The sequence below is a fragment of the Pantoea sp. DY-17 genome (genome assembly GCF_019795975.1).
GTDB classification, from domain to species: Bacteria; Pseudomonadota; Gammaproteobacteria; order Enterobacterales; family Enterobacteriaceae; genus Pantoea; species Pantoea leporis.
In genome coordinates this window covers 901,696-924,799 of record NZ_JAIMIG010000001.1, presented here as the reverse complement: position 1 = coordinate 924,799, position 23,104 = coordinate 901,696, and the positions used below count along the sequence as shown (strand labels likewise).

The 23,104-nt window shown below is 54.9% G+C and carries 23 protein-coding genes; 10 read left to right on the top strand and 13 right to left on the bottom strand.

What is annotated here, in order from left to right; translation table 11 throughout:
* Positions 1-12: 12 nt before the first annotated feature.
* Positions 13-1,248 carry an MFS transporter gene (locus tag K5Y33_RS04430; RefSeq protein WP_192234108.1) on the top strand — a complete coding sequence of 412 codons (1,236 nt, stop codon included), beginning with the start codon at positions 13-15 and terminating at the stop codon, positions 1,246-1,248.
* Positions 1,249-1,272: 24 nt separating this feature from the next.
* On the opposite strand, the gene lpxM is transcribed toward K5Y33_RS04430, so the two are convergent.
* From lpxM to znuA, 3 genes are all read right to left on the bottom strand, one after another.
* A complete protein-coding gene (gene lpxM, locus K5Y33_RS04425) occupies positions 1,273-2,250 on the bottom strand; it encodes a lauroyl-Kdo(2)-lipid IV(A) myristoyltransferase (RefSeq protein ID WP_101764161.1) in 978 nt (325 codons plus the stop codon).
* Positions 2,251-2,376: 126 nt separating this feature from the next.
* Positions 2,377-3,705 (bottom strand): murein DD-endopeptidase MepM, encoded by a 1,329-nt coding sequence (mepM, locus tag K5Y33_RS04420; protein WP_101764160.1) that lies wholly within the window; start codon positions 3,703-3,705, stop codon positions 2,377-2,379.
* Positions 3,706-3,718: 13 nt separating this feature from the next.
* On the bottom strand, positions 3,719-4,690 hold the full coding sequence (gene znuA, locus K5Y33_RS04415) for a zinc ABC transporter substrate-binding protein ZnuA (protein WP_101764159.1): 972 nt from the start codon (positions 4,688-4,690) through the stop codon (positions 3,719-3,721).
* A 77-nt stretch (positions 4,691-4,767) separates the two neighbouring features.
* Here znuA and znuC point away from each other — a divergent pair, with 77 nt between their 5' ends.
* Positions 4,768-5,523 (top strand): zinc ABC transporter ATP-binding protein ZnuC, encoded by a 756-nt coding sequence (znuC, locus tag K5Y33_RS04410; RefSeq protein ID WP_101764609.1) that lies wholly within the window; start codon positions 4,768-4,770, stop codon positions 5,521-5,523.
* Positions 5,520-6,305 carry a zinc ABC transporter permease subunit ZnuB gene (znuB, locus tag K5Y33_RS04405; RefSeq protein ID WP_101764158.1) on the top strand — a complete coding sequence of 262 codons (786 nt, stop codon included), beginning with the start codon at positions 5,520-5,522 and terminating at the stop codon, positions 6,303-6,305. Before znuC ends, znuB begins: the two co-directional genes overlap by 4 nt.
* Before the next feature lie 7 nt (positions 6,306-6,312).
* Here znuB and ruvB read toward each other — a convergent pair whose 3' ends face one another.
* The 6 genes from ruvB to aspS all read right to left on the bottom strand — a co-directional run bounded on the left by ruvB (position 6,313) and on the right by aspS (position 11,795).
* The gene (gene ruvB / locus K5Y33_RS04400) at positions 6,313-7,317 is read right to left on the bottom strand and encodes a Holliday junction branch migration DNA helicase RuvB (RefSeq protein ID WP_007889560.1); all 1,005 of its coding nucleotides are present in this window, start codon (positions 7,315-7,317) and stop codon (positions 6,313-6,315) included.
* 8 nt (positions 7,318-7,325) lie between these two features.
* Complete coding sequence (gene ruvA / locus K5Y33_RS04395; protein WP_007889559.1) at positions 7,326-7,940, bottom strand: Holliday junction branch migration protein RuvA; 615 nt, start codon at positions 7,938-7,940, stop codon at positions 7,326-7,328.
* A 92-nt stretch (positions 7,941-8,032) separates the two neighbouring features.
* Positions 8,033-8,560, bottom strand: a complete 528-nt coding sequence (ruvC, locus tag K5Y33_RS04390; RefSeq protein WP_008110486.1) for a crossover junction endodeoxyribonuclease RuvC — start codon at positions 8,558-8,560, stop codon at positions 8,033-8,035.
* Between the two features lie 37 nt (positions 8,561-8,597).
* On the bottom strand, positions 8,598-9,341 hold the full coding sequence (locus tag K5Y33_RS04385) for a YebC/PmpR family DNA-binding transcriptional regulator (protein WP_222182537.1): 744 nt from the start codon (positions 9,339-9,341) through the stop codon (positions 8,598-8,600).
* A 241-nt stretch (positions 9,342-9,582) separates the two neighbouring features.
* Positions 9,583-10,014: a dihydroneopterin triphosphate diphosphatase gene (gene nudB, locus K5Y33_RS04380; RefSeq protein WP_008110490.1), complete on the bottom strand. Its 432-nt coding sequence runs from the start codon at positions 10,012-10,014 to the stop codon at positions 9,583-9,585.
* Positions 10,014-11,795: an aspartate--tRNA ligase gene (aspS, locus tag K5Y33_RS04375; protein WP_101764156.1), complete on the bottom strand. Its 1,782-nt coding sequence runs from the start codon at positions 11,793-11,795 to the stop codon at positions 10,014-10,016. The genes nudB and aspS overlap by 1 nt, the downstream gene beginning before the upstream one ends.
* Positions 11,796-12,026: 231 nt before the next feature.
* Between aspS and K5Y33_RS04370 the strand changes: the two genes are divergently transcribed.
* The 3 genes from K5Y33_RS04370 (at position 12,027) to cmoB (ending at position 14,621) form a co-directional block, all read left to right on the top strand.
* Positions 12,027-12,848 carry a DUF72 domain-containing protein gene (locus K5Y33_RS04370; protein WP_222233323.1) on the top strand — a complete coding sequence of 274 codons (822 nt, stop codon included), beginning with the start codon at positions 12,027-12,029 and terminating at the stop codon, positions 12,846-12,848.
* A gap of 79 nt (positions 12,849-12,927) precedes the next feature.
* Entirely contained in the window at positions 12,928-13,656 is a 729-nt protein-coding gene (gene cmoA / locus K5Y33_RS04365) for a carboxy-S-adenosyl-L-methionine synthase CmoA (RefSeq protein WP_097097065.1), read from the top strand.
* Positions 13,653-14,621 carry a tRNA 5-methoxyuridine(34)/uridine 5-oxyacetic acid(34) synthase CmoB gene (cmoB, locus tag K5Y33_RS04360; RefSeq protein ID WP_110866314.1) on the top strand — a complete coding sequence of 323 codons (969 nt, stop codon included), beginning with the start codon at positions 13,653-13,655 and terminating at the stop codon, positions 14,619-14,621. Before cmoA ends, cmoB begins: the two co-directional genes overlap by 4 nt.
* Positions 14,622-14,624: 3 nt before the next feature.
* Here cmoB and K5Y33_RS04355 read toward each other — a convergent pair whose 3' ends face one another.
* The 3 genes from K5Y33_RS04355 to cutC form a co-directional block, all read right to left on the bottom strand.
* A complete protein-coding gene (locus tag K5Y33_RS04355; RefSeq protein ID WP_192234118.1) occupies positions 14,625-15,245 on the bottom strand; it encodes a LysE family translocator in 621 nt (206 codons plus the stop codon).
* Positions 15,246-15,419: 174 nt separating this feature from the next.
* The gene (locus K5Y33_RS04350) at positions 15,420-16,250 is read right to left on the bottom strand and encodes a hypothetical protein (RefSeq protein WP_255610265.1); all 831 of its coding nucleotides are present in this window, start codon (positions 16,248-16,250) and stop codon (positions 15,420-15,422) included.
* A 196-nt stretch (positions 16,251-16,446) separates the two neighbouring features.
* Positions 16,447-17,199, bottom strand: a complete 753-nt coding sequence (gene cutC / locus K5Y33_RS04345; protein WP_101764150.1) for a copper homeostasis protein CutC — start codon at positions 17,197-17,199, stop codon at positions 16,447-16,449.
* A gap of 85 nt (positions 17,200-17,284) precedes the next feature.
* Here cutC and K5Y33_RS04340 point away from each other — a divergent pair, with 85 nt between their 5' ends.
* Entirely contained in the window at positions 17,285-18,424 is a 1,140-nt protein-coding gene (locus tag K5Y33_RS04340; protein ID WP_210080786.1) for a MalY/PatB family protein, read from the top strand.
* On the opposite strand, the gene K5Y33_RS04335 is transcribed toward K5Y33_RS04340, so the two are convergent.
* Positions 18,421-18,981 (bottom strand): VOC family protein, encoded by a 561-nt coding sequence (locus K5Y33_RS04335; RefSeq protein ID WP_222233321.1) that lies wholly within the window; start codon positions 18,979-18,981, stop codon positions 18,421-18,423. The genes K5Y33_RS04340 and K5Y33_RS04335 overlap by 4 nt on opposite strands.
* A gap of 311 nt (positions 18,982-19,292) precedes the next feature.
* On the opposite strand from K5Y33_RS04335, the gene K5Y33_RS23625 reads away from it, so the two are divergent.
* The 3 genes from K5Y33_RS23625 (at position 19,293) to K5Y33_RS04325 (ending at position 23,098) form a co-directional block, all read left to right on the top strand.
* Positions 19,293-19,415: a hypothetical protein gene (locus K5Y33_RS23625; protein WP_007889544.1), complete on the top strand. Its 123-nt coding sequence runs from the start codon at positions 19,293-19,295 to the stop codon at positions 19,413-19,415.
* A gap of 170 nt (positions 19,416-19,585) precedes the next feature.
* On the top strand, positions 19,586-21,316 hold the full coding sequence (gene argS / locus K5Y33_RS04330) for an arginine--tRNA ligase (protein ID WP_101764148.1): 1,731 nt from the start codon (positions 19,586-19,588) through the stop codon (positions 21,314-21,316).
* 402 nt (positions 21,317-21,718) lie between these two features.
* On the top strand, positions 21,719-23,098 hold the full coding sequence (locus K5Y33_RS04325) for an aromatic acid/H+ symport family MFS transporter (RefSeq protein ID WP_110866319.1): 1,380 nt from the start codon (positions 21,719-21,721) through the stop codon (positions 23,096-23,098).
* Positions 23,099-23,104 lie beyond the last annotated feature (6 nt).

The following is a 23,104-nucleotide window of genomic DNA, read 5'->3' as shown; positions in this document are numbered from 1 at the left end:
CAAGGAGGCCAGATGGCCCGCTATCAACCTATTACTCAACTCACCGGGCGCGTGCTGCTGTTCCCGCTCGCGCTGGTACTGTTTGAGTTCGCCACCTATATCGCGCATGACATGATTCAGCCCGGCATGCTGCTGGTGACGTCTGAATTCAGCGTCGGCCCGGAATGGGTTTCGACCTCGCTGACCGCGTATCTGATGGGCGGCGTAGTGCTGCAATGGCTGCTCGGTCCGCTCTCTGACAAATATGGCCGCCGGCCGGTGCTGCTGTTTGGCATCCTGTTCTTTGCCGCCGCCTGTATTCTGACCACGTGGGTGAGCAGCATTGAGGAGTTTGTCGCGCTGCGCTTTGTGCAAGGTATTAGCCTGTGCTTTATTGGCGCCGTCAGCTACGCAGCGGTGCAGGAAGCCTTTGACGAAGCGCTGGCAGTACGCATGATGGCGCTGATGGCCAACGTCGCGCTGCTGGCACCGCTCGCTGGTCCGCTGGCCGGAGCCGCGTGGCTCACCGTTGGCGAGTGGCGCAGCATGTTCTGGCTGTTTGCCATCTGCAGCGTGATTGCGTTTGCCCTGCTGTGGCGCGTCATGCCGGAAACCGCTGGCGATCGCAGTCACTCTATCGCCCTGCCAACGCTGGCGCGCGGCTATGCGCGTTTGGCGCGCGATCGTCAGGTGATGTACGGATCTTTTGCCATTGGTTTGGTGTTTATTCCGATCCTGACGTGGGTAGCGCTGTCGCCAGTGATTCTGATGCACGATGAAGGATTGTCACGCATGCAGTATGCGCTGCTGCAGTTGCCGGTGTTTCTGGCGATGATTGCCGGCAACATCACGCTCGGCAAACTGGCTGGACGCGTGCCGATTGAGCAGCCGGTGAAATTTGCCGCCTGGCCGATTCTGATTGGTTTGAGTATTTCGCTGCTGGCTAATTTGCTCGATAGTCACACCTATCTGCTGCTGACCGCCGGGTTAAGCTTGTACGCTTTCGGCGCAGGCATGGTGAATGCCGGTCTGTACCGTTTGACGCTTTACTCCAGCAACGAAGGAAAAGGCAGCGTGGCGGCGATGCTCGGTATGATCAGTATTCTGACCTTAGCGGTAGGCATTGAGCTGGCGAAAGGTGGCTACTTCAGCGGCGGCACACCGTGGTTTAGCGGAATTAACTTCGCCGCTGGCGTGCTGTGGTTTGGTCTGGTGACACTGTTCCTGCGCGAACGTAAACGTCGCAGTCATGTGGCGGCAATAGAATGATAAAGGGGCCAGACGGCCCCATGTTTATTTCCTACGAGGATAAAGATCTTTGCGCGCATAAGGTTCGATATCCCCTTCCTTACGCGTTTTCAGCAGCTTCAGAATCCAGGTGTACTGTTCTGGATGCGGTCGCACGAACACTTCAACTTCTTCATTCATGCGACGAGCAAGCGTATTGTCATCGGCATCCAGCAGGTCATCCATTGGCGGACGCACATAGATTTCCAGACGATGGGTTTCACTGTTGTACACCGGGAACAGCGGCACAACGCGTGCGCGGCATACTTTCATCAGGCGGCCCACTGCAGGCAATGTGGCTTTGTAAGTAGCAAAGAAATCCACAAATTCGCTGTGTTCCGGACCGTGATCCTGGTCCGGCAGATAATAGCCGTAATAACCCTGACGCACCGACGCGATAAACGGCTTAATGCCGTCATTTCGCGCATGCATACGGCCACCAAAACGGCGTCGCACGGTATTCCACAGATAATCCATTAACGGATCGCTTTGATTGTGGAACATCGCCGCCATCATCTGGCCTTCAGACGCCAGCAGCATCGCTGGAATATCCACGCCCCAGCCATGCGGCACCAGGAAAATGACGTTTTCTTTATTGGCCTGCAGTTGCTCAATGATTTCCCGGCCGTGCCAGTCAACACGCTTGCGCACATGCTCAGGATTACGCATGCCTAATTCGGCCATCATCGCCATCGCCTGCGGTGCGGTGGCAAACATACGATCAGCAATCTCTTCGCGCTGCGCTTCACTCAATTCCGGCAGGCAATAATAGAGATTGATCAGCGCACGGCGGCGCGCACTTTTCGCCAGCTTACCGGCGAACTTGCCCAATCCGCCCAGTATCGGATCGCGCACTTTAGCGGGAAGTAAAGCCATGCCGGCCAGCGCGCCAACCGCCAACCAACTTCCCCAGTATTTCGGCTTTAAAAAAGAACGTTGAAAAACGGGAATAAACTCGCTGTTATTTTTCTTTCGGGTTTCCATGCACTCGCCTCTGACAATGACCGGTCAATAATAGTGACGGTGGTTAATTTTGCAATCTTCATGCGCCAGATAGCAAAAAACCGACGAAGAATCCGTCGGTTTTTAAGTGTTACGCGCAATTATGCGCTATTTCAGCGTCAACTGCGGCAACCAGGTTTTGACTTGCGCCATGTAAGTGCTGCGATCTTTACCCGTCAGACCCTCCATGCGCGGCAGTTTTGCCGTCAATGGATTCACCGCCTGATTGTTGATCCATACTTCATAATGCAGATGCGGACCGGTTGAACGTCCGGTGTTACCCGACAACGCAATACGATCGCCGCGTTTCACTTTTTGCCCCGGTTTCACCAACGCTTTACTCAGGTGCATATAACGCGTCATGTACTGACGACCGTGACGAATTGCCACGTAATTCCCGGCAGCACCGCCGTTTTTCGCCATCACCACTTCACCATCGCCCACGGCTAACACAGGCGTACCAATAGGCAGCGCGAAATCGACACCTTTATGCGGTGCAATACGGCCGGTTACCGGATTAAGGCGACGCGGATTGAAGTTGGAAGAGACACGATACTGCTTAACCGTAGGGAAACGCATAAAGCCACGCGCTAAACCAGACGCGTTGCGATCGTAGAACTTGCCGTCTTCCGCACGGAAGGCGTAATAGTCTTTACCGCCGGTGCGTAAACGCACGCCAAGCAATTGGCTTTGGGCACTTTTGCCATCGAGCATTTCACGTGACATCAGCACACTGAAGTCATCACCGGCGCGTAGTTTGCGGAAATCCATCTGCCACTGCATCGCTTTGATGACGTTACTGGTTTCTGCGCTGGTCAAGCCCGCACGCTGGGCACTGGCAGCAAAACTGCCGCGCACTTCACCTTTCAGTACGTTGTTTTGCCACTCACCCTTTTGCAGCTCCTGCTGCATCTTGAAGCTGCCGTTGTCGGCGCGCTGATAAGTACGGGTTTCACGACGATCAATTTCCCAGCTGAAGGTTTGCAGTTGTCCATCAGCATCCAGCGTCCAGCTCAGTTGCTGACCAACGCGCATGTTACGCAGATCTTTATCGCTACTGACTAATGCGTTGATATCGCCCATCTCAATACCGTACTGATTTAACGCGCTGCTCAGCGTATCACCTGAAGAGACGGTGTACTCATGTACGTTGGGATTGTCCGGAACGTCATTATCAATGTCGTCAGCAGGAATATCGTCGGACGGTTCTTCCGTTGTCTGGTCAATCGGCTCGCTGGCTTCGGGCAACAGCGTGCGCAGTTCATCTTTATCCAACGCAATGGTTTTCACGATGGGGGCAACATCACGCGGATGGTAAACGTAAGGCCGCCATACTGCGACGGCCAATGTGACAACGGTTAATGAACCCAGCATAACGCGGTGGGGGCGCGGCAAATTGTTAAATGCGAGGGCGACAGAGCGGGCTATCTGCTGCACTTTTACCTATTCCTCATGCTCCATTCAGGCAGCTCGCATACTGGCTCGACAGCTGTGAAAGAAATTTCACGTAGCTGTCTTTGGATAAGCTGATGTCCATACCCAACGGATCTAACGTGCCTTTACGTACGGAAGTTCCACGGGACACGGCATCGATGACGGCCGGTCTGAATTGTGGTTCAGCGAAAACGCAAACGGCTTTCTGCTCAACCAACTGTGTTCGTATTTGATGTAAACGCTGGGCGCCCGGCTGGATTTCAGGATTGACGGTAAAATGACCTAAAGGTGACAAACCGTAATGTTTTTCAAAGTAGCTGTAAGCATCGTGAAAAACGAAATAACCCTTGTTCCGCACAGGCGCGAGTTGCGCGCCGATGTGTTTGTCTGCATCGGCTAATTCTGCCTTAAATTCCTGCAGATTAGCGTCAAGTTTGGCTTTGCTTTGCGGCATAAGTTCCAATAATTTTCCATGGATTGCAACCGCAGATTGTAAGGCCATGTCAGGGGACATCCACAGGTGCATATTAAACTGTCCGTGGTGGTGATGCGCATGAGACCCGTCCTGGTCTTCGGAATTTTCTGAGTCATGATCGTGATCGTGACCATGCTCATGTTCCTCATCTTCATCATCGCCGCTAATCAATAGCGGTTTTATGCCCGGCAATGCGGCAATTTCGAGGTTTTTATTGGCGGGTAATTCGGCCGCTGACTTAGTAAGAAAGGCTTCCATCTCTGGGCCTGTCCATACTACTAAGTCTGCGTTTTTAATACGTTTTACATCAGAGGGACGCAAGGCATAATCATGCTCTGAGGCGCCATCAGGCAGCAATACTTCAACCGGCGTAATACCCTCTGCGATAGCCGCTGCGATAAATCCGATAGGTTTGATTGAAGCGACAACTGCGGAGTGCGCGGGTAATGCGCTTGCCGCGCCAATTGCCGCAGCAGTAAGGGTGAAAATCAGGCGCTTTTTATTGTGTAACATAATACGTCATTCCATCGTGACCCGTTGATGGAATGTGATATTATAACATTCGAAATTCAATGCAACCCGTAAATAACATGTCGCCACTTGTTACCCTTGAAAACATTTCTGTGAAGTTCTCCCAGCGTCCGGTGCTTGCAGGTATAAGCCTCGCACTTGAGCCGGGGAAAATTCTCACCCTGCTCGGCCCGAACGGCGCCGGTAAATCCACGCTGGTTCGCGCGGTGTTGGGGCTACTGAAACCCACCAGCGGCAGCGTCAAGCGCGCCGCTGATTTGCGTATCGGCTACGTGCCGCAAAAACTGCACATCGACCCAACGTTGCCGATCACCGTGGAACGCTTTATGCGCCTGTCGCGCGGCACCAAACGCGATGCCATTTTGCCGGCGCTCAAGCGCGTACAGGCCGGGCATCTGCTGCATGCAACGCTGCAAAAACTTTCCGGCGGTGAGACACAACGTGTTTTGCTGGCGCGTGCATTACTCAATGAACCGCAGCTTTTGGTATTGGATGAGCCGACACAAGGCGTTGATGTCAATGGCCAGGTCGCGCTGTACGATTTGATCGATCAGCTGCGCCGCGAACTGAACTGCGGTGTGCTGATGGTTTCACACGACCTGCATCTGGTGATGGCGAAAACCGACGAAGTGCTGTGTCTCAACCATCACATCTGCTGTTCCGGCACGCCGGAAGCGGTGTCACAACATCCCGAGTTTATTGCGATGTTTGGCCCACGCGGCGCGCAGCAGCTAGCGATTTATCGTCATCATCATAATCACCGTCACGATTTACAGGGACGCATTGTTCTGCGCAAAGGAAATGGCCCGTCATGATTGAACTGTTATTACCTGGCTGGCTGGGCGGCGTGTTGCTGGCGCTGGCGGCCGGTCCACTTGGCTCGTTTGTGGTTTGGCGCCGCATGTCTTACTTCGGCGATACACTCGCGCATGCGTCCTTACTGGGCGTGGCGTTTGGTTTGCTGCTCAACGTGAATCCTTACTATGCGGTGATTTTGGTGACCGTGTGTCTGGCGTTGGGATTGGTGTGGCTGGAGCGACGCCCGCATCTGGCTATTGATACGCTGCTCGGCATTATGGCGCACAGTGCGCTGTCGCTGGGTTTAGTGGTCGTCAGTCTGATGCAAGGCGTGCGTGTCGATCTGATGGCTTACCTGTTTGGCGATCTGCTGGCGGTGACGCCCGATGATTTGTGGATGATGGGCGGCGGCGTGGCGATTGTACTGGCGGTGATGGCGTGGCAGTGGAATTCGCTGCTGTCGATGACCATCAGCCCGGAATTGGCACAGGTGGATGGCGTTAACATTCAGCGCACGCGTTTGATGTTGATGCTGGTCACCGCATTAACCATCGGCGTAGCGATGAAGTTTGTCGGTGCTTTGATTATTACGTCGTTACTGATTATCCCGGCGGCGACGGCACGTCGCTTCTCGCGCTCGCCAGAACAGATGGCCGGTTTTGCGGTGATTGCAGGTATTATCGCAGTGACCGGTGGACTGACCTTCTCCGCCAGCTACGATACGCCAGCCGGTCCTTCAGTGGTGTTATGCGCGGCAGTATTGTTCATCATTAGCATGGCAAAAAAACCGGCGGCATAACGCCGGTTTACTCTTCGCGACTGATACCAAAGTGTTTGTAAGCATGCTGCGTGGCCATCCGGCCACGCGGCGTGCGTTGAATGAATCCTTGCTGGATCAGGAAGGGTTCAATCACATCCTCAATAGTTTCCCGCTCTTCGCCAATCGCCGCTGCCAGGTTATCTAAGCCAACCGGACCACCCGAGAACTTATCGATAATCGCCAGCAGCAGTTTGCGATCCATGTAATCGAAACCTTGGCTGTCGACGTTAAGCATATCCAGCGCGCTGGCTGATACTTCGCCGCTCAGATTGCCGTTGGCGCGCACTTCCGCAAAGTCACGCACGCGGCGCAGCAGGCGGTTAGCGATACGCGGCGTTCCGCGTGCACGACGCGCTATCTCCAGCGCGCCCTCTTCGCTCAGCGCCAGGCCAAGACAGGCCGCGCTACGACCCACGATATGCTGCAGATCTGGTACATTATAGAACTCAAGGCGCTGCACGATGCCGAAACGGTCGCGCAGCGGCGAAGTTAAAGAACCGGCACGCGTCGTGGCACCAATCAGGGTAAACGGCGGCAGATCGAGCTTAATCGAACGCGCTGCCGGACCTTCACCAATCATGATATCCAGCTGATAATCTTCCATCGCCGGATACAGCACTTCTTCCACCACCGGCGACAGCCGATGGATCTCATCAATAAACAGCACGTCATGCGGTTCGAGGTTAGTGAGCATCGCCGCCAGATCGCCGGCTTTTTCCAGCACCGGGCCGGACGTGGTACGCAGATTGACGCCCATTTCGTTAGCGACGATGTTAGCCAGCGTAGTTTTACCCAGTCCCGGCGGGCCGAAAATCAGCAGATGATCGAGTGCATCGCCACGCAGTTTCGCAGCCTGGATGAAAATCTCCATTTGCTCGCGCACCTGCGGCTGGCCAACATATTCCGTGAGCAGCTTGGGACGAATGGCACGGTCGAGCGTTTCTTCTTCATTAAAGGAACTGCCCGAGACCAGACGATCGGCTTCAATCATGCTTTACCTCAAATAGCTGCGCGCAGGGCTTCACGAATCAGGGTTTCGCAATCCGCATCCGGTTTACCGACTTTGCTGATCATACGGCTGGCTTCCTGCGGTTTATAGCCCAGAGCCACCAGCGCTGATACCGCTTCGGCTTCAGCATCGTTATTGTCTTGTGCAGCAGATGGCGTGGTCAACGTAAAGGTTGAATCACCACCAAACAGATCGCCGTGCATGCCGATAAAGCGGTCTTTCATCTCCACAATCAAACGCTCGGCGGTTTTTTTACCCACGCCCGGCAGTTTGATCAGCGAGGCAATCTCTTGTCGCTCAACGGCGGTCACGAACTGCTGGGCCGACATGCCAGACAGAATTGCCAGCGCCAGTTTTGGCCCAACGCCATTCACCTTCACCAGCTCGCGGAACAGCGTGCGTTCCTGCTTGTTATTGAAACCGAACAGCAGTTGCGCATCTTCGCGTACCACAAACTGCGTAAAGATAATCGCTTCCTGATTGATCTCCGGCAGCTCGTAAAAGCAGGTCATTGGCATGTGCACTTCATAACCGACACCGTGCGCCTCAATCAACACCAGCGGCGGCTGTTTTTCCAGAATGTTGCCTCTTAAACGACCAATCACCTGAGCAATTCCTTAATCTGATAAGTAAGCCTGTTTATATACCATAAAAAAGGCTGGATGAATATCCAGCCTCATACCGCGTTTCGTTTCCGCTAACCGGATCGCATACGTCCGCGCGTCATCACCAGTTTCGTATCGCTGATACGCGCCGCGTTTTGGCTCATATGGCAATGCGTAATGGCGATGGCCAGCGCATCGGCGGCATCTGCCTGCGGATTGGCTGGCAGTTTTAGCAAGGTCCGAACCATATGCTGCACCTGACTTTTCTCTGCGCCGCCGGTGCCGGTAACGGTTTGCTTCACCTGGCGCGCCGCATATTCAAACACCGGTAAATCATGATTCACCGCCGCGACAATCGCCGCACCGCGCGCCTGGCCCAGTTTCAGCGCTGAGTCCGCATTCTTGGCCATAAACACCTGCTCGATGGCGAAATAGTCGGGTGAGAACTGGGTGATAATTTCGCTGACGCCCGCGTAGATCAGTTTGAGGCGCGTCGGCAGATCGGTGACGCTGGTGCGGATACAGCCGCTGCCCAGATAGGTAAGCTGGCGGCCGGTTTGGCGAATAACACCGTAACCGGTGACGCGCGAGCCGGGATCGATCCCGAGAATTATCGCCACGGCGCGTCTCCGGTGAGTGGGGTTTTAAGCAACGCCATTACAGCGTTTCTGCGATCTCATCAGAGATTTCACCGTTATGGTAAACTTCCTGCACGTCGTCACAGTCTTCCAGCATGTCGATCAGGCGCAGCAGTTTCGGCGCGGTTTCGGCATCCATTTCGGCTTTAGTGGAAGGGATCATCGAGACTTCAGCCGAGTCGGCTTTCAGACCGCCCGCTTCCAGCGCATCACGCACCGTACCCATCTCTTCCCACGCGGTGAAGACATCAATCGCACCGTCGTCATAGGCCACAACGTCTTCAGCACCGGCTTCCAGCGCCGCTTCCATCACCGCATCTTCGTCCTGACCTGGCGCGAAGGAGATCACGCCCTTCTTGCTGAACAGGTAAGAAACCGAACCGTCGGTACCGAGGTTGCCGCCGGTTTTGGTGAAGGCATGACGCACTTCGCCTACGGTACGGTTGCGGTTGTCGCTCAGGCACTCAATCATCACCGCTGAGCCGCCCGGACCGTAACCTTCATAAATGATGGTTTCCATGTTGGAATCATCTTCACCGCCCACGCCGCGTGCGATGGCACGGTTCATGGTGTCGCGCGTCATGTTGTTAGACAGCGCTTTGTCCATCGCTGCGCGCAGACGTGGGTTGGAACCCGCATCGCCACCGCCCAGTTTCGCGGCGGTGACCAGCTCACGAATGATTTTGGTGAAGATTTTACCGCGCTTAGCGTCCTGAGCAGCTTTACGATGCTTAGTATTCGCCCATTTACTGTGTCCAGCCATCTTACATATTCTCCGATCTTTTACTGGGTGCAGGCTATCTTACTTGCGATCTTGTCCCCCGGCAGTGCTCGCAATCCTCACGTACATAAGTACGCTCCGGTTGCTGTGCGCTGGCGGTGAACAACCTCGCGGCGCCGATTACGCCTGACTGTTCGATATTGTTCGGTGCGTTCATTGAAAACTCACCAGATTCATAAAACTTAATGCATTCGCCACCGGAAAAACGCGCGGCGGCAAGCATTCAGATAAATTCTTCAATCGCCTGGCGGTTACTCCAGGACTTGGTGAGGGCTGCGGCAGCGGCGGGTTCGAGCCAGCGCGCGGCAAGATGCTCGGTGAGCAGCAGGTCGCGTTCTGCGGGTATGGCCAACCTGAACCAGTGTTCGCGATTGTGCGTGGTGCCCGGTGCGTAACGATGGCGATAGTGCGGGAAGATCTCAAACTCGATTTGCTTGTGGCAATCGTCCAGCACTAGCTTTTCGTGCGCAATATCGATGGCGAGTTCTTCTAACACTTCGCGCTGAGCTGCCTGGCGCGGGGTTTCGCCCGCTTCCAGGCTGCCAGTGACCGATTGCCAGAAGCTGTCGTCATCACGTCGCTGCAGCATTAACACCCGGCCGGTATCGCGGGCAAAAATCACCACCAGCACCGAAACCGGATGTTTAAAGCCCATTATTTGTTCTCTGTTTTTTCTTTTTTCGGCGCCACCAGAATGCCGAGGTCCAGCAACGCAGCGGGATTCGCTTCGCTTGGGGCTTCGGTCATCATGCACGCGGCGGCGGTCGTTTTCGGGAACGCGATCACATCACGGATGTTATCGGTGCCGGTCAACAGCATGGTCAGACGATCCAGGCCGAACGCCAGGCCGGCGTGCGGCGGCGTACCGTATTTCAGTGCGTCGAGCAGGAAGCCAAACTTCTCACGCTGCTCTTCTTCGGTAATGCCGAGGATGCTGAATACCGTCTGCTGCATTTTACCATTATGAATACGTACGGAACCGCCACCCACTTCGTAGCCGTTAATCACCATATCGTAGGCATTCGCTACCGCTTGTACCGGATCGGTTGCCAGCTGTTCTGCGCTCAGGTCTTTCGGCGACGTGAACGGATGGTGCATCGCTGCCAGGCCGCCCTCATCATCTTCCTCAAACATTGGGAAGTCGATCACCCATAGCGGCGCCCAGGCTTTGTCATCAGTAATCTGCAGATCGCGGCCCACTTTCAGACGCAGCGCGCCCAGCGCATCCGCCACCACTTTGGCGCGGTCCGCACCGAAGAAGATCAGGTCGCCATCTTGGGCGCCAGTACGGTTGAGAATGTCTTCAACGATTTCTGCGCTGAGGAACTTGGCAACCGGGCTCTGTACGCCTTCGAAGCCTTTCGCGCGTTCGTTGATTTTCATCCACGCCAAACCTTTGGCGCCATAGATTTTGACAAATTCGCCGTACTCATCAATTTGCTTACGCGTCAGCGCAGCACCGCCCGGTACGCGCAGAGCCGCCACGCGGCCTTTGGCATCGTTGGCTGGACCGGCAAACACCTGGAATTCAACGTTTTTCAGCAGATCGGCAACGTCGACCAGCTCCATTGGGTTACGCAGGTCTGGCTTATCTGAGCCGTAACGGTTCATCGCTTCCGCAAAAGTCATCTGCGGGAAGTCACCGAGATCCACGCCTTTGATGTCGATCCACAGTTCGCGAATCAGACGTTCCATCTTTTCACGCACCTGCTCTGCGGTCATGAAAGAGGTCTCCACGTCGATCTGGGTAAATTCTGGCTGACGATCGGCACGCAGATCTTCGTCACGGAAACACTTAACGATCTGATAGTAGCGGTCAAAACCCGACATCATCAGCAGCTGTTTGAACAGCTGTGGCGACTGCGGCAGCGCGTAGAACTTGCCTTTATGCACGCGGCTTGGCACCAGATAGTCACGCGCGCCTTCAGGCGTGGCTTTGGTCAGCATCGGCGTTTCGATATCGAGGAAACCCTGGTCGTCCATAAAGCGACGCACGAAGCTGGTAATTTTAGCGCGGGTTTTCAAACGCTGCGCCATTTCCGGACGACGCAGGTCCAGGTAACGATAGGTCAGGCGCGCTTCTTCGCTGTTGACCTGGTTAGAGTCCAGCGGCAGCGGTTCAGCGCGGTTGATGATATTCAGCTCATGGGCGAACACTTCCACTTCGCCGGTCGCCATATCGCTGTTTTTGTTCTTTTCGTCACGTGCACGCACGGTGCCGGTGATCTGGATACAGAATTCGTTACGCAGCTCAGATGCCAGCTGGAAAGCGTCCTGACGATCGGCATCAAAGAACACCTGTGCGATACCTTCACGGTCACGCATATCGATAAAAATCAGGCTACCCAGATCGCGACGGCGATTTACCCAGCCGCAGAGAGTGACTTGCTGACCCACGTGAGACAGATTGAGCTGTCCGCAATATTCTGTACGCATAACGTATCCTTTTAACTTCGCCGCTGCTGCCAGACAGCATCAGGCCGCGTAACCTTCTGAGATGCTGTCGCAAAAAAGGCGGCTATTATAATGGAAAAACCCAGGCAGGATAAGTGGAGCCCGATCAAAGCGGACAAAACATTATGCTTTATCGCGCTGTTTTTCCTGCCGACATCAAAACAGGTTACATTAAGCCGCCCTTTCCCGCCCTAAAGGATTCAGGAGTTCGCGTTGACACTTCGTATTGGATTACCGCAATGGCAGCACGCGCAATGGAAACAGTTCGGTATTGAGACCTTAGCCGATTACGCGCAGCTGTTTGGTTGTGTGGAAGGTAATACCACGTTGTATGCGCTGCCAAAGCCGGAAGTGGTGCTGCGCTGGCGCGACATGACGCACGACGATTTCCGTTTCTGCTTCAAGTTTCCCGAAAGCATCAGCCATAAAGCGGCGCTGCGCGACTGTGATGAGTTGCTGAATGAGTTTTTCCGCCTGCTCGATCCGCTCAGCACGCGCATCGGTCAATACTGGCTGCAGCTGCCGGCGGCGTTTTCACCGGCTCAGCTCGGCGATTTGTGGTCTTTTCTCGATAGTTTGCCGCGCAATTTCCGCTATGGCGTCGAGGTGCGGCATCAGGCATTTTTCGCCAAAGGTGATGCTGAACGCGCGCTGAATCGCGGTTTGCTGGAGCGTCAAATTAATCGGGTGATGCTGGATAGTCGTCCGGTGCATGCCTCCACCTCACAGTCGGCCGCAGCGGTGCACGCCCGATCGCAAAAGCCGCGTGTACCGCTGCATGTGGTGCGTACCGGTTCGCAACCGATGGTGCGTTTCATTGGCAGTGATAGCGTGGCGGAGAGCGTGCCGCTGTTTCAGCCATGGCACAGCAAGCTGCAAGCGTGGCAGCGTGATAGCGATCCGCTGCTGTTTATCCATACGCCGGATATGGGCGAGGTGTTTCCGCTGCTTCAGGCGTTGTGGCCACAGTTGCAGCAGCTGGAACCAACCTTACGCGATCTGCCCGACTGGCCGCAGCAATCGAGCCTGTTCTAGACGCAACGCAAAGGGTGCAGCCTGCCCGCGTTTCTGCCAAAATAGCGCCCTTTCCGTTTTCTCTCCGGACCTTTTCATTATGTCTGATCGCGATACGCTATTTTCCGCGCCCATCGATAAGCTGGGCGACTGGACCTTTGACGAGCGCGTAGCTGAAGTTTTTCCCGATATGATTCAGCGCTCGGTGCCGGGTTATTCCAACATCATTTCGATGATTGGCATGCTGGCGGAACGCTTCGTTCAGCCGAATAGCCAGGTTTACGATCTCGGCTGTTCACTTGGTGCCGCCACGCTGTCGGTGCGCCGCAATATTCATGTGCCGGGCTGCCAGATTATTGCCGTGGATAATTCGCCAGCGATGGTGGAGCGCTGCCGTCGCCATATCGACGCCTTCCGCGCGGATACGCCGGTGCAGGTGATCGAAGCAGATATTCAGGACATTCACATTGAGAACGCCTCATTGGTGGTGCTGAACTTTACCCTGCAATTCCTTGAGCCACCGGCACGTCTCGAGCTGCTGAAGAAGATTGTTAACGGATTGAATCCGGGCGGCGCGCTGGTGTTGTCGGAGAAGTTCAGTTTTGAAGATGCCGATGTCGGCGAGTTGCTGTTTAACATGCATCACGATTTCAAACGCGCTAACGGTTACAGCGAGCTGGAGATCAGCCAGAAACGCAGCATGCTGGAGAACGTGATGCTGACCGATAGCGTTGAAGCGCACAAAGCGCGCCTGAAAACCGCCGGGTTCAAACATGCGGAGTTGTGGTTCCAGTGCTTTAACTTTGGTTCGTTGGTGGCGTTGAAATGATTGAGTTTGGCCGTTTTTATCAGCAGATCGCCACCGGCCCGCTCGCCAGTTGGCTGGAAGTGTTACCGGCGCAAGTCGCCGCATGGCAGCGTGAAAATTTGCACGGTAAATTCCGCGACTGGGAGAAGTCAGTTGATTATCTGCCGCTGCTGACGCCGCAGAAGCTGGATTTGTTGCATAGCGTGAGCGCCGATGTTGAGGATCTGACCGATCGTCAGCGTCTTGGCATTGAGAATCTGCTACGCAATTTGATGCCGTGGCGCAAAGGTCCTTATTCGCTGTACGGTACCGAGATCGATACCGAATGGCGTTCCGACTGGAAATGGGATCGCGTGTTGCCGCACATTTCACCGTTGCAGCATCGTACGGTGCTGGATGTCGGCTGCGGTAGTGGCTATCACATGTGGCGCATGATTGGCGCGGGCGCGAAGCTGGTGGTCGGCATCGATCCAATGCAGCTGTTTTTGTGTCAGTTCGAAGCGGTGCGTAAGCTGTTGGGTGACGATCGTCGTGCGCATTTGCTGCCGCTGGGCATTGAGCAACTGCCGGCGTTACAAGCGTTTGATACCGTGTTTTCCATGGGCGTGCTTTATCACCGCCGTTCGCCGCTCGACCACTTGATGCAGCTGAAAAATCAGTTAGTCAGTGATGGCGAGCTGGTGCTGGAGACGCTGGTGATTGAAGGTGATGAAAACGCGGTGTTGGTGCCGGGTGAGCGTTATGCGCAGATGCGTAACGTCTACTTTATCCCTTCTGCGGCGGCGCTGAAGAGCTGGCTGGAGAAGTGCGGATTTGTCGATGTGCGCATCGCGGATTACGCGGTGACGTCCGTGGAAGAGCAGCGTCGCACCAGTTGGATGACCAGCGAGTCGCTGGCCGAGTTTCTTGATCCGCATGACAGCAGCAAAACCGTGGAAGGTTATCCCGCCCCGCTGCGCGCCGTGCTAGTCGCGCGCAAGCCGTAATGTTTAACGCCGCGATAGCGCCAGCTTCGCGGCGAAGCCAATAAACACGCAGCCCGTCAGGCGATCCATCACTTTCAGCACCGCTGGGCGACGCAGATGCGCCGCAAAATACTGGCTGCTGCCAATTAGCACCGCATTCCATACCAAACCTATCACCATGTGCGTGAGCGCCATCAGCGTACACCACAGCGGCACCGACGCGCCCGCCGGAATAAACTGCGGCAGAAAGGTTACGTAGAATACGCCGACTTTAGGATTTAACAGGTTACCAAAGAGTCCGCGCGTGAAGCAGGCAACATAACTTTGCTCTTTACTCTGCGCGTGCTGCCCTTCTTCCGCTTGGGTGCGTGGGTTGATGAGTAATTTGACACCGAGATAGAGCAGATAGGCCGCACCGATCCATTTCAGCAGGTTATACGCCATTTCCGAGGCCAGCAGCAGCGCGCCCAAGCCTAAACCCACCGCAACGCCCCACACCAGACAACCCAGCGTAACGCCAAATGCCGTAGCCCAGGCACGTTTCCAGCCTTGCGCGGCGGCGGAACGCAGCACTAATGCAGTATCAAAACCGGGCGTGAGTGTGAGGATGGTGATGGCGAAAAGGAAAGATAAAATTAGTGTCATGCGATGTTCTCAATTGCTCCGGTGCGTTTCAGGCTGAAAACAAGGGCCGCTGCGTAAAGGCGTCGTGGACACATCCCTGTGGACTCTGCCGCCGCATCCATGCGGCGGAAGCTTTACTTCGCGGCCCTTGTTTCCAGCCTTTATGTGGGTTTTGTGGGTTTTGTTCGTTTTGCTTTAATCTTGTGCGGCGGTTTCGTTGGGTGCGTTCCAGTATTGGTATTTATAAGCGGAGCTGAGATGGCGTTCAATGGTGCCTTTGGCGAACACTTCGGTTTCATGCAGATAACTGAGCGTGCAGTTGCCCACTTCATCCCACAGCTGACACTCATCCACCGAGCGCAGCGTGCTGACTGGCGTGGTCGCGGTGCTGTTCAAACGCAGTTCCCGCCACTGGTTATCATAGCTATAAGTATCTTTGCTGCGCGCGCTGGTGGATAAGGTTACCAATCCTTGTGGATTCCAGCGCCAGCTGCTTTCGCCGTTGGTCATGCTATCGCTGCCGCGCGCCACGCTTTTTTCCACTCTGAACTGTTTGTCATAGCGATAAGTGGTATCGGTAAAGCCATCTTTGCCCATGCTGGTGAATTTATCGGATGAGCTGACAATGTTGCCATGCTGGCCGATTTGCCAGCTGATGGTGCCCTGACGGTTGTCGACCACTTCCTCTTGCCCTGCTTTGATCACTTTAACCATGTAGGCATATTCCGCCACCCAGCCGCGTTGAACGCGGGCGATATGCTGTTCCATCGTCAATAGAACATTGCCTTCATTTTTGTCGTAGGAGATATCGGCCACCATCAAATCGCCGCACTGATCAAACTGGCCGAGTACGCGCTTTTGCGAGTTCACATCTTTGCCAAATTCGCCTGCCACCACCTGACGCACCGCGCCTTTGGCATCGCCGCCCAGCATGATCCAGTTGTTGCTGCTGGTGATGTTTTTGCTCATCGGCGGACACGCGGTGCTGACCGCCAGCGCGACGCCGCAGTACGGGAGTAGCAGCATTAAAAAGGTATAAGGGATGGATTTCATGAAGGTTATCCGTACGAAGCCATAGAGTAATCAAAGCATCATTTACGCGATCACGCTATCTCCGCGGGAATTGCAGATAAAAAGAACCCCAGTTAGAAGAACTGGGGTTGGTACTTGCAAACATCACGTCATTTGAGCTGGCGTGCTGCGCGGCAAAATCGGGGGGAATTCAGGCTACCCTGACGGCGCTCAACTGCGTCATGCTTTTCATGGCTTCAACCACATCACCATCAACGCAATAGCGACTGAATTCATCGGTTTCCGCTTCGGAGCACATGGAAACACCGGCTTTACGGTAGCGCATCGGCGAAGCGACTAAACGGCTGGCGGAGCTGTGGACTTCCTGCAATCCACTGTCGATGAACTTCTGGATGTTGCTCAAACGTACGCCCGCACCGGCCATAATAATCGGACCTGTGCTGTGTTCATTTAGTTCCCTTAATAATGCAATTCCTGCTTCGGCACTCTGTTGCTGACCAGACGTCAGGATCCGCGCGATGCCTAAATCAGCCAGCACCTCAAGTGAGCGTTTCGGGCTGTGGCATAAATCAAAGGCGCGATGGAAGGTGACGTCCATGCCGTCACACAGCTTCATAATCTGCTGCATACGAGCAATATCGACATGCGCATCTTCATCCAGCATGCCAATCACTAAGCCGGGAAAACCGAGTTCACGCATTAGCGCAACGTCCGATTTCATCGACTCAAACTCAAAGTGGGTGTAGCAAAAATCGCCGCCGCGCGGACGGACGATAGGATGTACCGGGATCGAAATTTCACGTCGTGCCGCTTCCAGCACGCCGGCTGAAGGCGTCAACCCACCTTCGCGCGGTGCACTGCACAGCTCCACGCGATCGGCACCGGACAGCTGCGCAGTCATTGCGCAGTCGATGCCGTAGCAACAAATTTCCAGTTTCGTCATACCATGCTCCTTCTCATGACTTCTGGCTCGGGATGAATGCTTCAGTTAGTCTACTTAATTGGACAGTTTACGTGGAACTCGCACTATGGCATTCGATTTTAATCAATGGATAGACCGTCGTCACAGCGATAGTTTGAAATGGCACAAATATGGTGATCGCGATGTGCTGCCGCTCTGGGTCGCAGACAGCGATTTTCGTTCGCCGCCGAGTGTGATTGAGGCCATTAAACAGCGCGCTGAGCACGGTGTATTTGGCTATGGCGCAACGCCAACCGGATTGATTGATATCACCCTTTCGCGTTTAGCGCAGCGCTACAACTGGCAGATTGAGCCGGACTGGATTGTGTTATTGCCCGGCGTAGTGTGCGGTTTGAATCTTTCGGTCCGCGCATTCACGGAGTCTGGCGAATCCACCGTTTCCCCCACGCCGATCTATCCGCCGTTTCGCGGTGCAGCAAAGCTGGCCGACCGCGCACAGGTAAATTTACCGCTGCGTTTACAAGACGATCGCTGGGTGATGAATCTGGATAATAGCGCGATGCAGGGCAATGAACGCCTGCTGATGCTGTGTAATCCGCAGAATCCGGGCGGTACGGTTTATCGTCGTGACGAGCTGGAAGCGCAGCTGGCGTTTGCGCAGCAGCATGATTTGATCGTCTGCTCCGATGAAATCCACTGCGATTTATTGCTGTCACCCGGCGCACAGCACATTCCCTTTGCGGCGTTAAGTGAAGATGCCGCACAGCGGAGCATCACGCTGCTGTCGCCATCGAAAACCTTCAATATTGCCGGATTGGGCGCGTCGCTGGCGATCATTCCCAATCCGGAGTTGCGTGCGCGGTTCAAACGCGTGCGTGAAGGCATCGTGCCTGGCGTGGATATTCTGGCGTTGGTAGCAGCCGAAGCGGCGTGGCGCGATGGCGATGCATGGCTGGCAGCGCAGCTGGATTATCTGCGCGCCAATCGCGACTGGCTGGTGGCTCAGGTGAATGCACTGCCAGAATTGCAGATGGCCGCGCCGGAAGCGACCTATTTGGGGTGGATCGACGCCAGCAGACTGGATGTTGCCAATCCGATGGCGTATTTCGAGCAGCACGGCCTCGGTTTTTCACCGGGCCACGATTTTGGCGATGATAATTTCGTGCGCTTCAACTTTGGCTGTACGCGCGCCACGCTGGAACAGGCGGTTACGCGTTTGCAAAAAGCGGTCGCGGCGCGGCGTTAAGCCTGCTCACTGGCGACAATCTCTTCCAGTCGCCATGGATGAAACTTAATGGTGGTTTGCCCGTCCGTCACCGCCAGCGTCGGATTGGGCAACCGCTCGTTCTCGCCTTTGGGCGCGCTGGTTTTAAACGAGATGCCCGGCTGTGTCAGCGCATCATCAGAAAGCAGCGCCATCGCCCGCATGCCCAGCGTTTCCGGTTCTCCACGCAGTACAATCTCTACATGTTCCCACCCTTCGTGGCGATACAGCTTTTCGCCTGGCCACGGCAATTCAATCACATCAATTTGCCAGCCCGCCAGGTTCAGTGGCTGATGCAGTTTGAACAGGCAAATCGGGCGACCATTGATCATTGCCTCGGAAAACTGTGTGCCGATCTGCAATAAGCCAGATTTCCAGCGTTCTGCCGTTGCAAACTGGTGGCAGCGCACCGCGACGTGATCGGCTTCATGTTCAGCCAGGTTAATGCCTAAACGTTCAGAAAAATTCATCAGCGACTGTTCAAAACGCGCCATGTCTTGTTTTAAATCATCCAATTCCACAGGAAAGTGGGTCTGCATCTTGCCTTACCTCTAATTCAGTTCAGGTTTACTTATCAATATGAAATTTGCTAACCGTTGATTCCGCTTGACAAAATTGTCGGATTCATCCGATTTAGGCGCCAAAAAGGCTAAAAACCGCATAAATAGACCATTCATTTCAGATTTATCGCTAAATCAGGTCCAGCAGTAACTTTATGAAAGTGACCTAACTATCTGTTATTAATAGCAATAGTTAATACAATGAGATAACTCTTATTTAGGCTGCAAACAATTGCAGCTTGATACCCTTTCTTATAAATTTGGGTTTCACAACTACAAGGAACGGCCTTATGTCTATGCTCATTGTTGTCGCGGTCCTGATTGCATTAATGGGATTTGCAATTTCCCGCCATTGGAAGGTGCGTGAAGACAAAAGCGTTAAAAATCCTCGTCGTCACCCGCGGCGCCGTTAATCGGCGCTGGGGGCCCGATGTTGCCTGTCATCAGATACCGAATAGCTGACTCACTTTAACATTTCACGTATACTTCCCCTCTTATTTTTCCGTCCCGCCGTGTAGTTGCGGGATGACGACATCGGCTCGCCGCCTACAGGCGGGCCTTTTCAGCATATGAAGGTAACGCGGTGAATATTCAGGCTCTTCTTTCCGACAAAGTCAGTCAGGCAATGATTGCGGCGGGTGCGCCTGCCGATTGCGAACCTCAGGTTCGCCAGTCTGCGAAGGTACAGTTCGGTGATTACCAGGCAAACGGTATGATGGCCGTAGCGAAAAAGCTCGGTCAGGCGCCGCGACAACTGGCTGAGCAGGTGATTCAGCATCTGGATCTTAACGGCATCGCCAGCAAAGTCGAAATCGCCGGTCCCGGTTTTATCAATATCTTCCTCGATCGTGCATGGCTGGCGGCGCAAACCGCGCAGGCGCTGCAGCTGCCGCGTCTTGGCGTGAGTGCGGTTGCGCCACAAACTGTCGTGGTGGATTACTCCGCGCCTAACGTAGCGAAGCAGATGCACGTCGGTCACGTCCGTTCCACCATCATTGGTGATGCCGCAGTGCGTACGCTGGAGTTCCTTGGCCATAACGTGATCCGCGCCAACCACGTCGGCGACTGGGGCACGCAGTTCGGTATGCTGATTGCCTATCTGGAAAAGCAGCAGAACGAACATCACGAAGAGATCGCACTGGCTGACCTGGAAGCTTTCTACCGCGAAGCCAAAGTGACCTACGATGCCGACGAAGCCTTCGCCGAGCGCGCGCGTAATTACGTGGTGAAGCTGCAGGGTGGCGACGAATATTGCCGCAGCATGTGGAAGAAGCTGGTTGATATCACCATGAGCCAGAACCAGCAGGTGTATGACCGCCTTAACGTGACGCTGACGCGCAAAGATGTGATGGGTGAAAGCCTGTACAACGACATGCTGCCGGGCATCGTCGCCGATCTGCGCGAAAAAGGCCTGGCGGTGACCAGCGAAGGCGCCACGGTAGTTTTCCTTGATGAGTTCAAAAACAAGGAAGGCGAACCGATGGGCGTGATCATTCAGAAGAAAGATGGCGGCTATCTCTACACCACCACCGACATCGCCTGCGCCAAATACCGTTTCGAAACCCTGCATGCCGATCGCGTGCTCTATTACATCGATTCCCGTCAGCACCAGCATCTGCAGCAGGCGTGGACCATCGTGCGTAAAGCCGGTTACGTGCCGGAATCGGTACCGCTTGAGCATCACGCCTTCGGCATGATGCTGGGTAAAGATGGTCGTCCATTTAAAACCCGCAGCGGCGGCACTATTCGCCTCGCCGATTTGCTGGATGAAGCGGTTGAACGCGCGCATGCGTTGGTCAGCGAAAAGAATCCAGAGATGTCAGCGCAAGAGTTGAAGGATCTGTCGGAAGTGGTCGGCATCGGCGCAGTGAAATACGCTGACCTGTCAAAAAGCCGTACCACCGATTACATCTTCGACTGGGACAACATGCTGGCCTTCGAAGGCAACACGGCGCCTTACATGCAATACGCCTACACGCGCGTGCTGTCGGTGTTCCGTAAAGCCGGCATTGATGCCGATAGCCTGAGCGGTGACATCGTGCTGACTGAAGAGCGTGAAGCGCAGTTGGCTACGCGTCTGCTGCAGTTCGAAGAAGTGATAACGCAGGTCGCGCGCGACGGTACGCCACATGTGATGTGTGCTTATCTGTACGATCTGGCCGGTCAGTTCTCTGGCTTCTACGAACACTGCCCAATTCTCTCCGCCGAGGACGAGAACATCCGTCAGAGCCGCCTGCAGCTGGCCGCGTTAACCGCGAAAACGCTGAAGCAAGGTCTGGATACGCTGGGCATTAAAACCGTCGAACGTATGTAATACCTCTGGCGGAGAGCGCCGCAAACGGCTCTCCGCTTGCTTTCCCCCTTTTTCCCCCTCTGACAAAATTCTGCTCTTCAGCCCGCTCTGAATAGCGCTGCTGCCGTGCCCAATACCCGCCATTCCTCAGCCTCGATACGCCTTCTCATTTTTCCGACACAGCTCACCAAATAAACAAAACTCATACCTTCATAACCATTTTATGGCAGACAAACTCGCACGCCATCCCTAATTTGGTTATGGAAGCAAGAACACAAAAACATGCAACAAGCTGTTTTAACAGCTAAAAACTATAAAACTTATCCCCTGCAATCGGGTTAAAGTGATGCCCCCGGCCAATGTCAGGGCAGAATAAAATCTCAACCCGATAACGTTATTAATAAAAAAATCAGAGCGTATCCTATGAGCAATCACGACATTATCGATGTAAAAGGCTGGATCGACGCCCGCCCGATCACCGGATACCAGTGGCTGACCCTCAGCCTGTGTTTCATCATCATCATGTTTGATGGCTACGACGCGGCAGCGATGGGTTTCATTGCGCCCGCGCTGATTGAAGACTGGGGCATCAGCCATGCGGAAATGGGGCCGATTCTCGGTGCCGCGATGTTTGGCGTGGCGATTGGCGCGCTGATTGCCGGTCCGTGGTCCGACAAATTTGGCCGCAAACGCGTGCTGCTGCTGTCGATTGCCGTCTTCGCCTGCTTCAGCCTGATGAGCGCCTTCGCGCGCACGCCGCTGGAAATGGGTGTGTTACGTTTTCTCACCGGTCTCGGTCTCGGTGCGGTGATGCCCAACTGCGTCACGCTGGTGTCGGAATATATGCCGGAACGCCGTCGCAGCCTGATGATCACCGTGATGTACAGCGGGTTTAATATCGGTTCCGGACTGGGCGGATTCATCGCCGCCGGTATGCTGCCACACTTTGGCTGGCAAGCGGTGCTGGGTTTAGGGGGCTTGCTGCCGCTGCTGATGTTGCCGCTGCTGCTGTGGCTGCTGCCGGAATCAGCGATGTATATGGTGGTGCGCAAAGTCAGTCGCGACAAGATTGCCGCCGTGCTCAAACGTCTGGGCGGCGAATTCTCTGCTGGCACCGCCTTTGTGCTCAATGCGCCAATCATCCCGAAAAAGGCGCAGGTGCTGCAGCTGTTCAGCCGCGGCTATGCAGGCGGCACGGTGGTGTTATGGCTCACCTACTTCATGGGGCTATTCGTCATCTACCTGCTTAACGGCTGGCTGCCAACCATCCTGCGTTCTGGCGGCGTAACGCTGGAGCGCGCGGCGATTGTGGCGGGCTTATTCCAGCTGGGCGGCACCTTTGGCGGCCTGATGGTTGGTGGGCTGATGGACCGTTTCAAAGCGAAATATGTTATCGCCCTGTTCTATCTGCTGGGCAGCTTCTGCCTGGTGTCGCAGGGCATCTGGAGCTTTGGCCCGAATGTGCTGGCGCTGCTGGTGTTCTTCGCTGGCGTCTGCATCAACGGTGCGCAAACCGGATTGCAGGCCTTCTCCCCGGCCTTTTATCCCACCGAAATGCGCGCCACCGGCGTGTGCTGGATGCACGGCATTGGTCGTAGCGGCGCCATTATCAGCTCGTCGCTGGGCGGCGTGCTGCTCGGCGTGTTCCCTGGGCAAACAGCCATTTTTATCGTTTTGTCGCTCCCGGCAGTTTTGGCGGCACTTTCCATCACCCGACATCACCCTGCACAGGTGGCCCGTCAGGTTAAAGGCATCGACCTTAACGACCTGCCGTCCCTGTCGCGTACCCTCAATAATCGATGAAGTAGA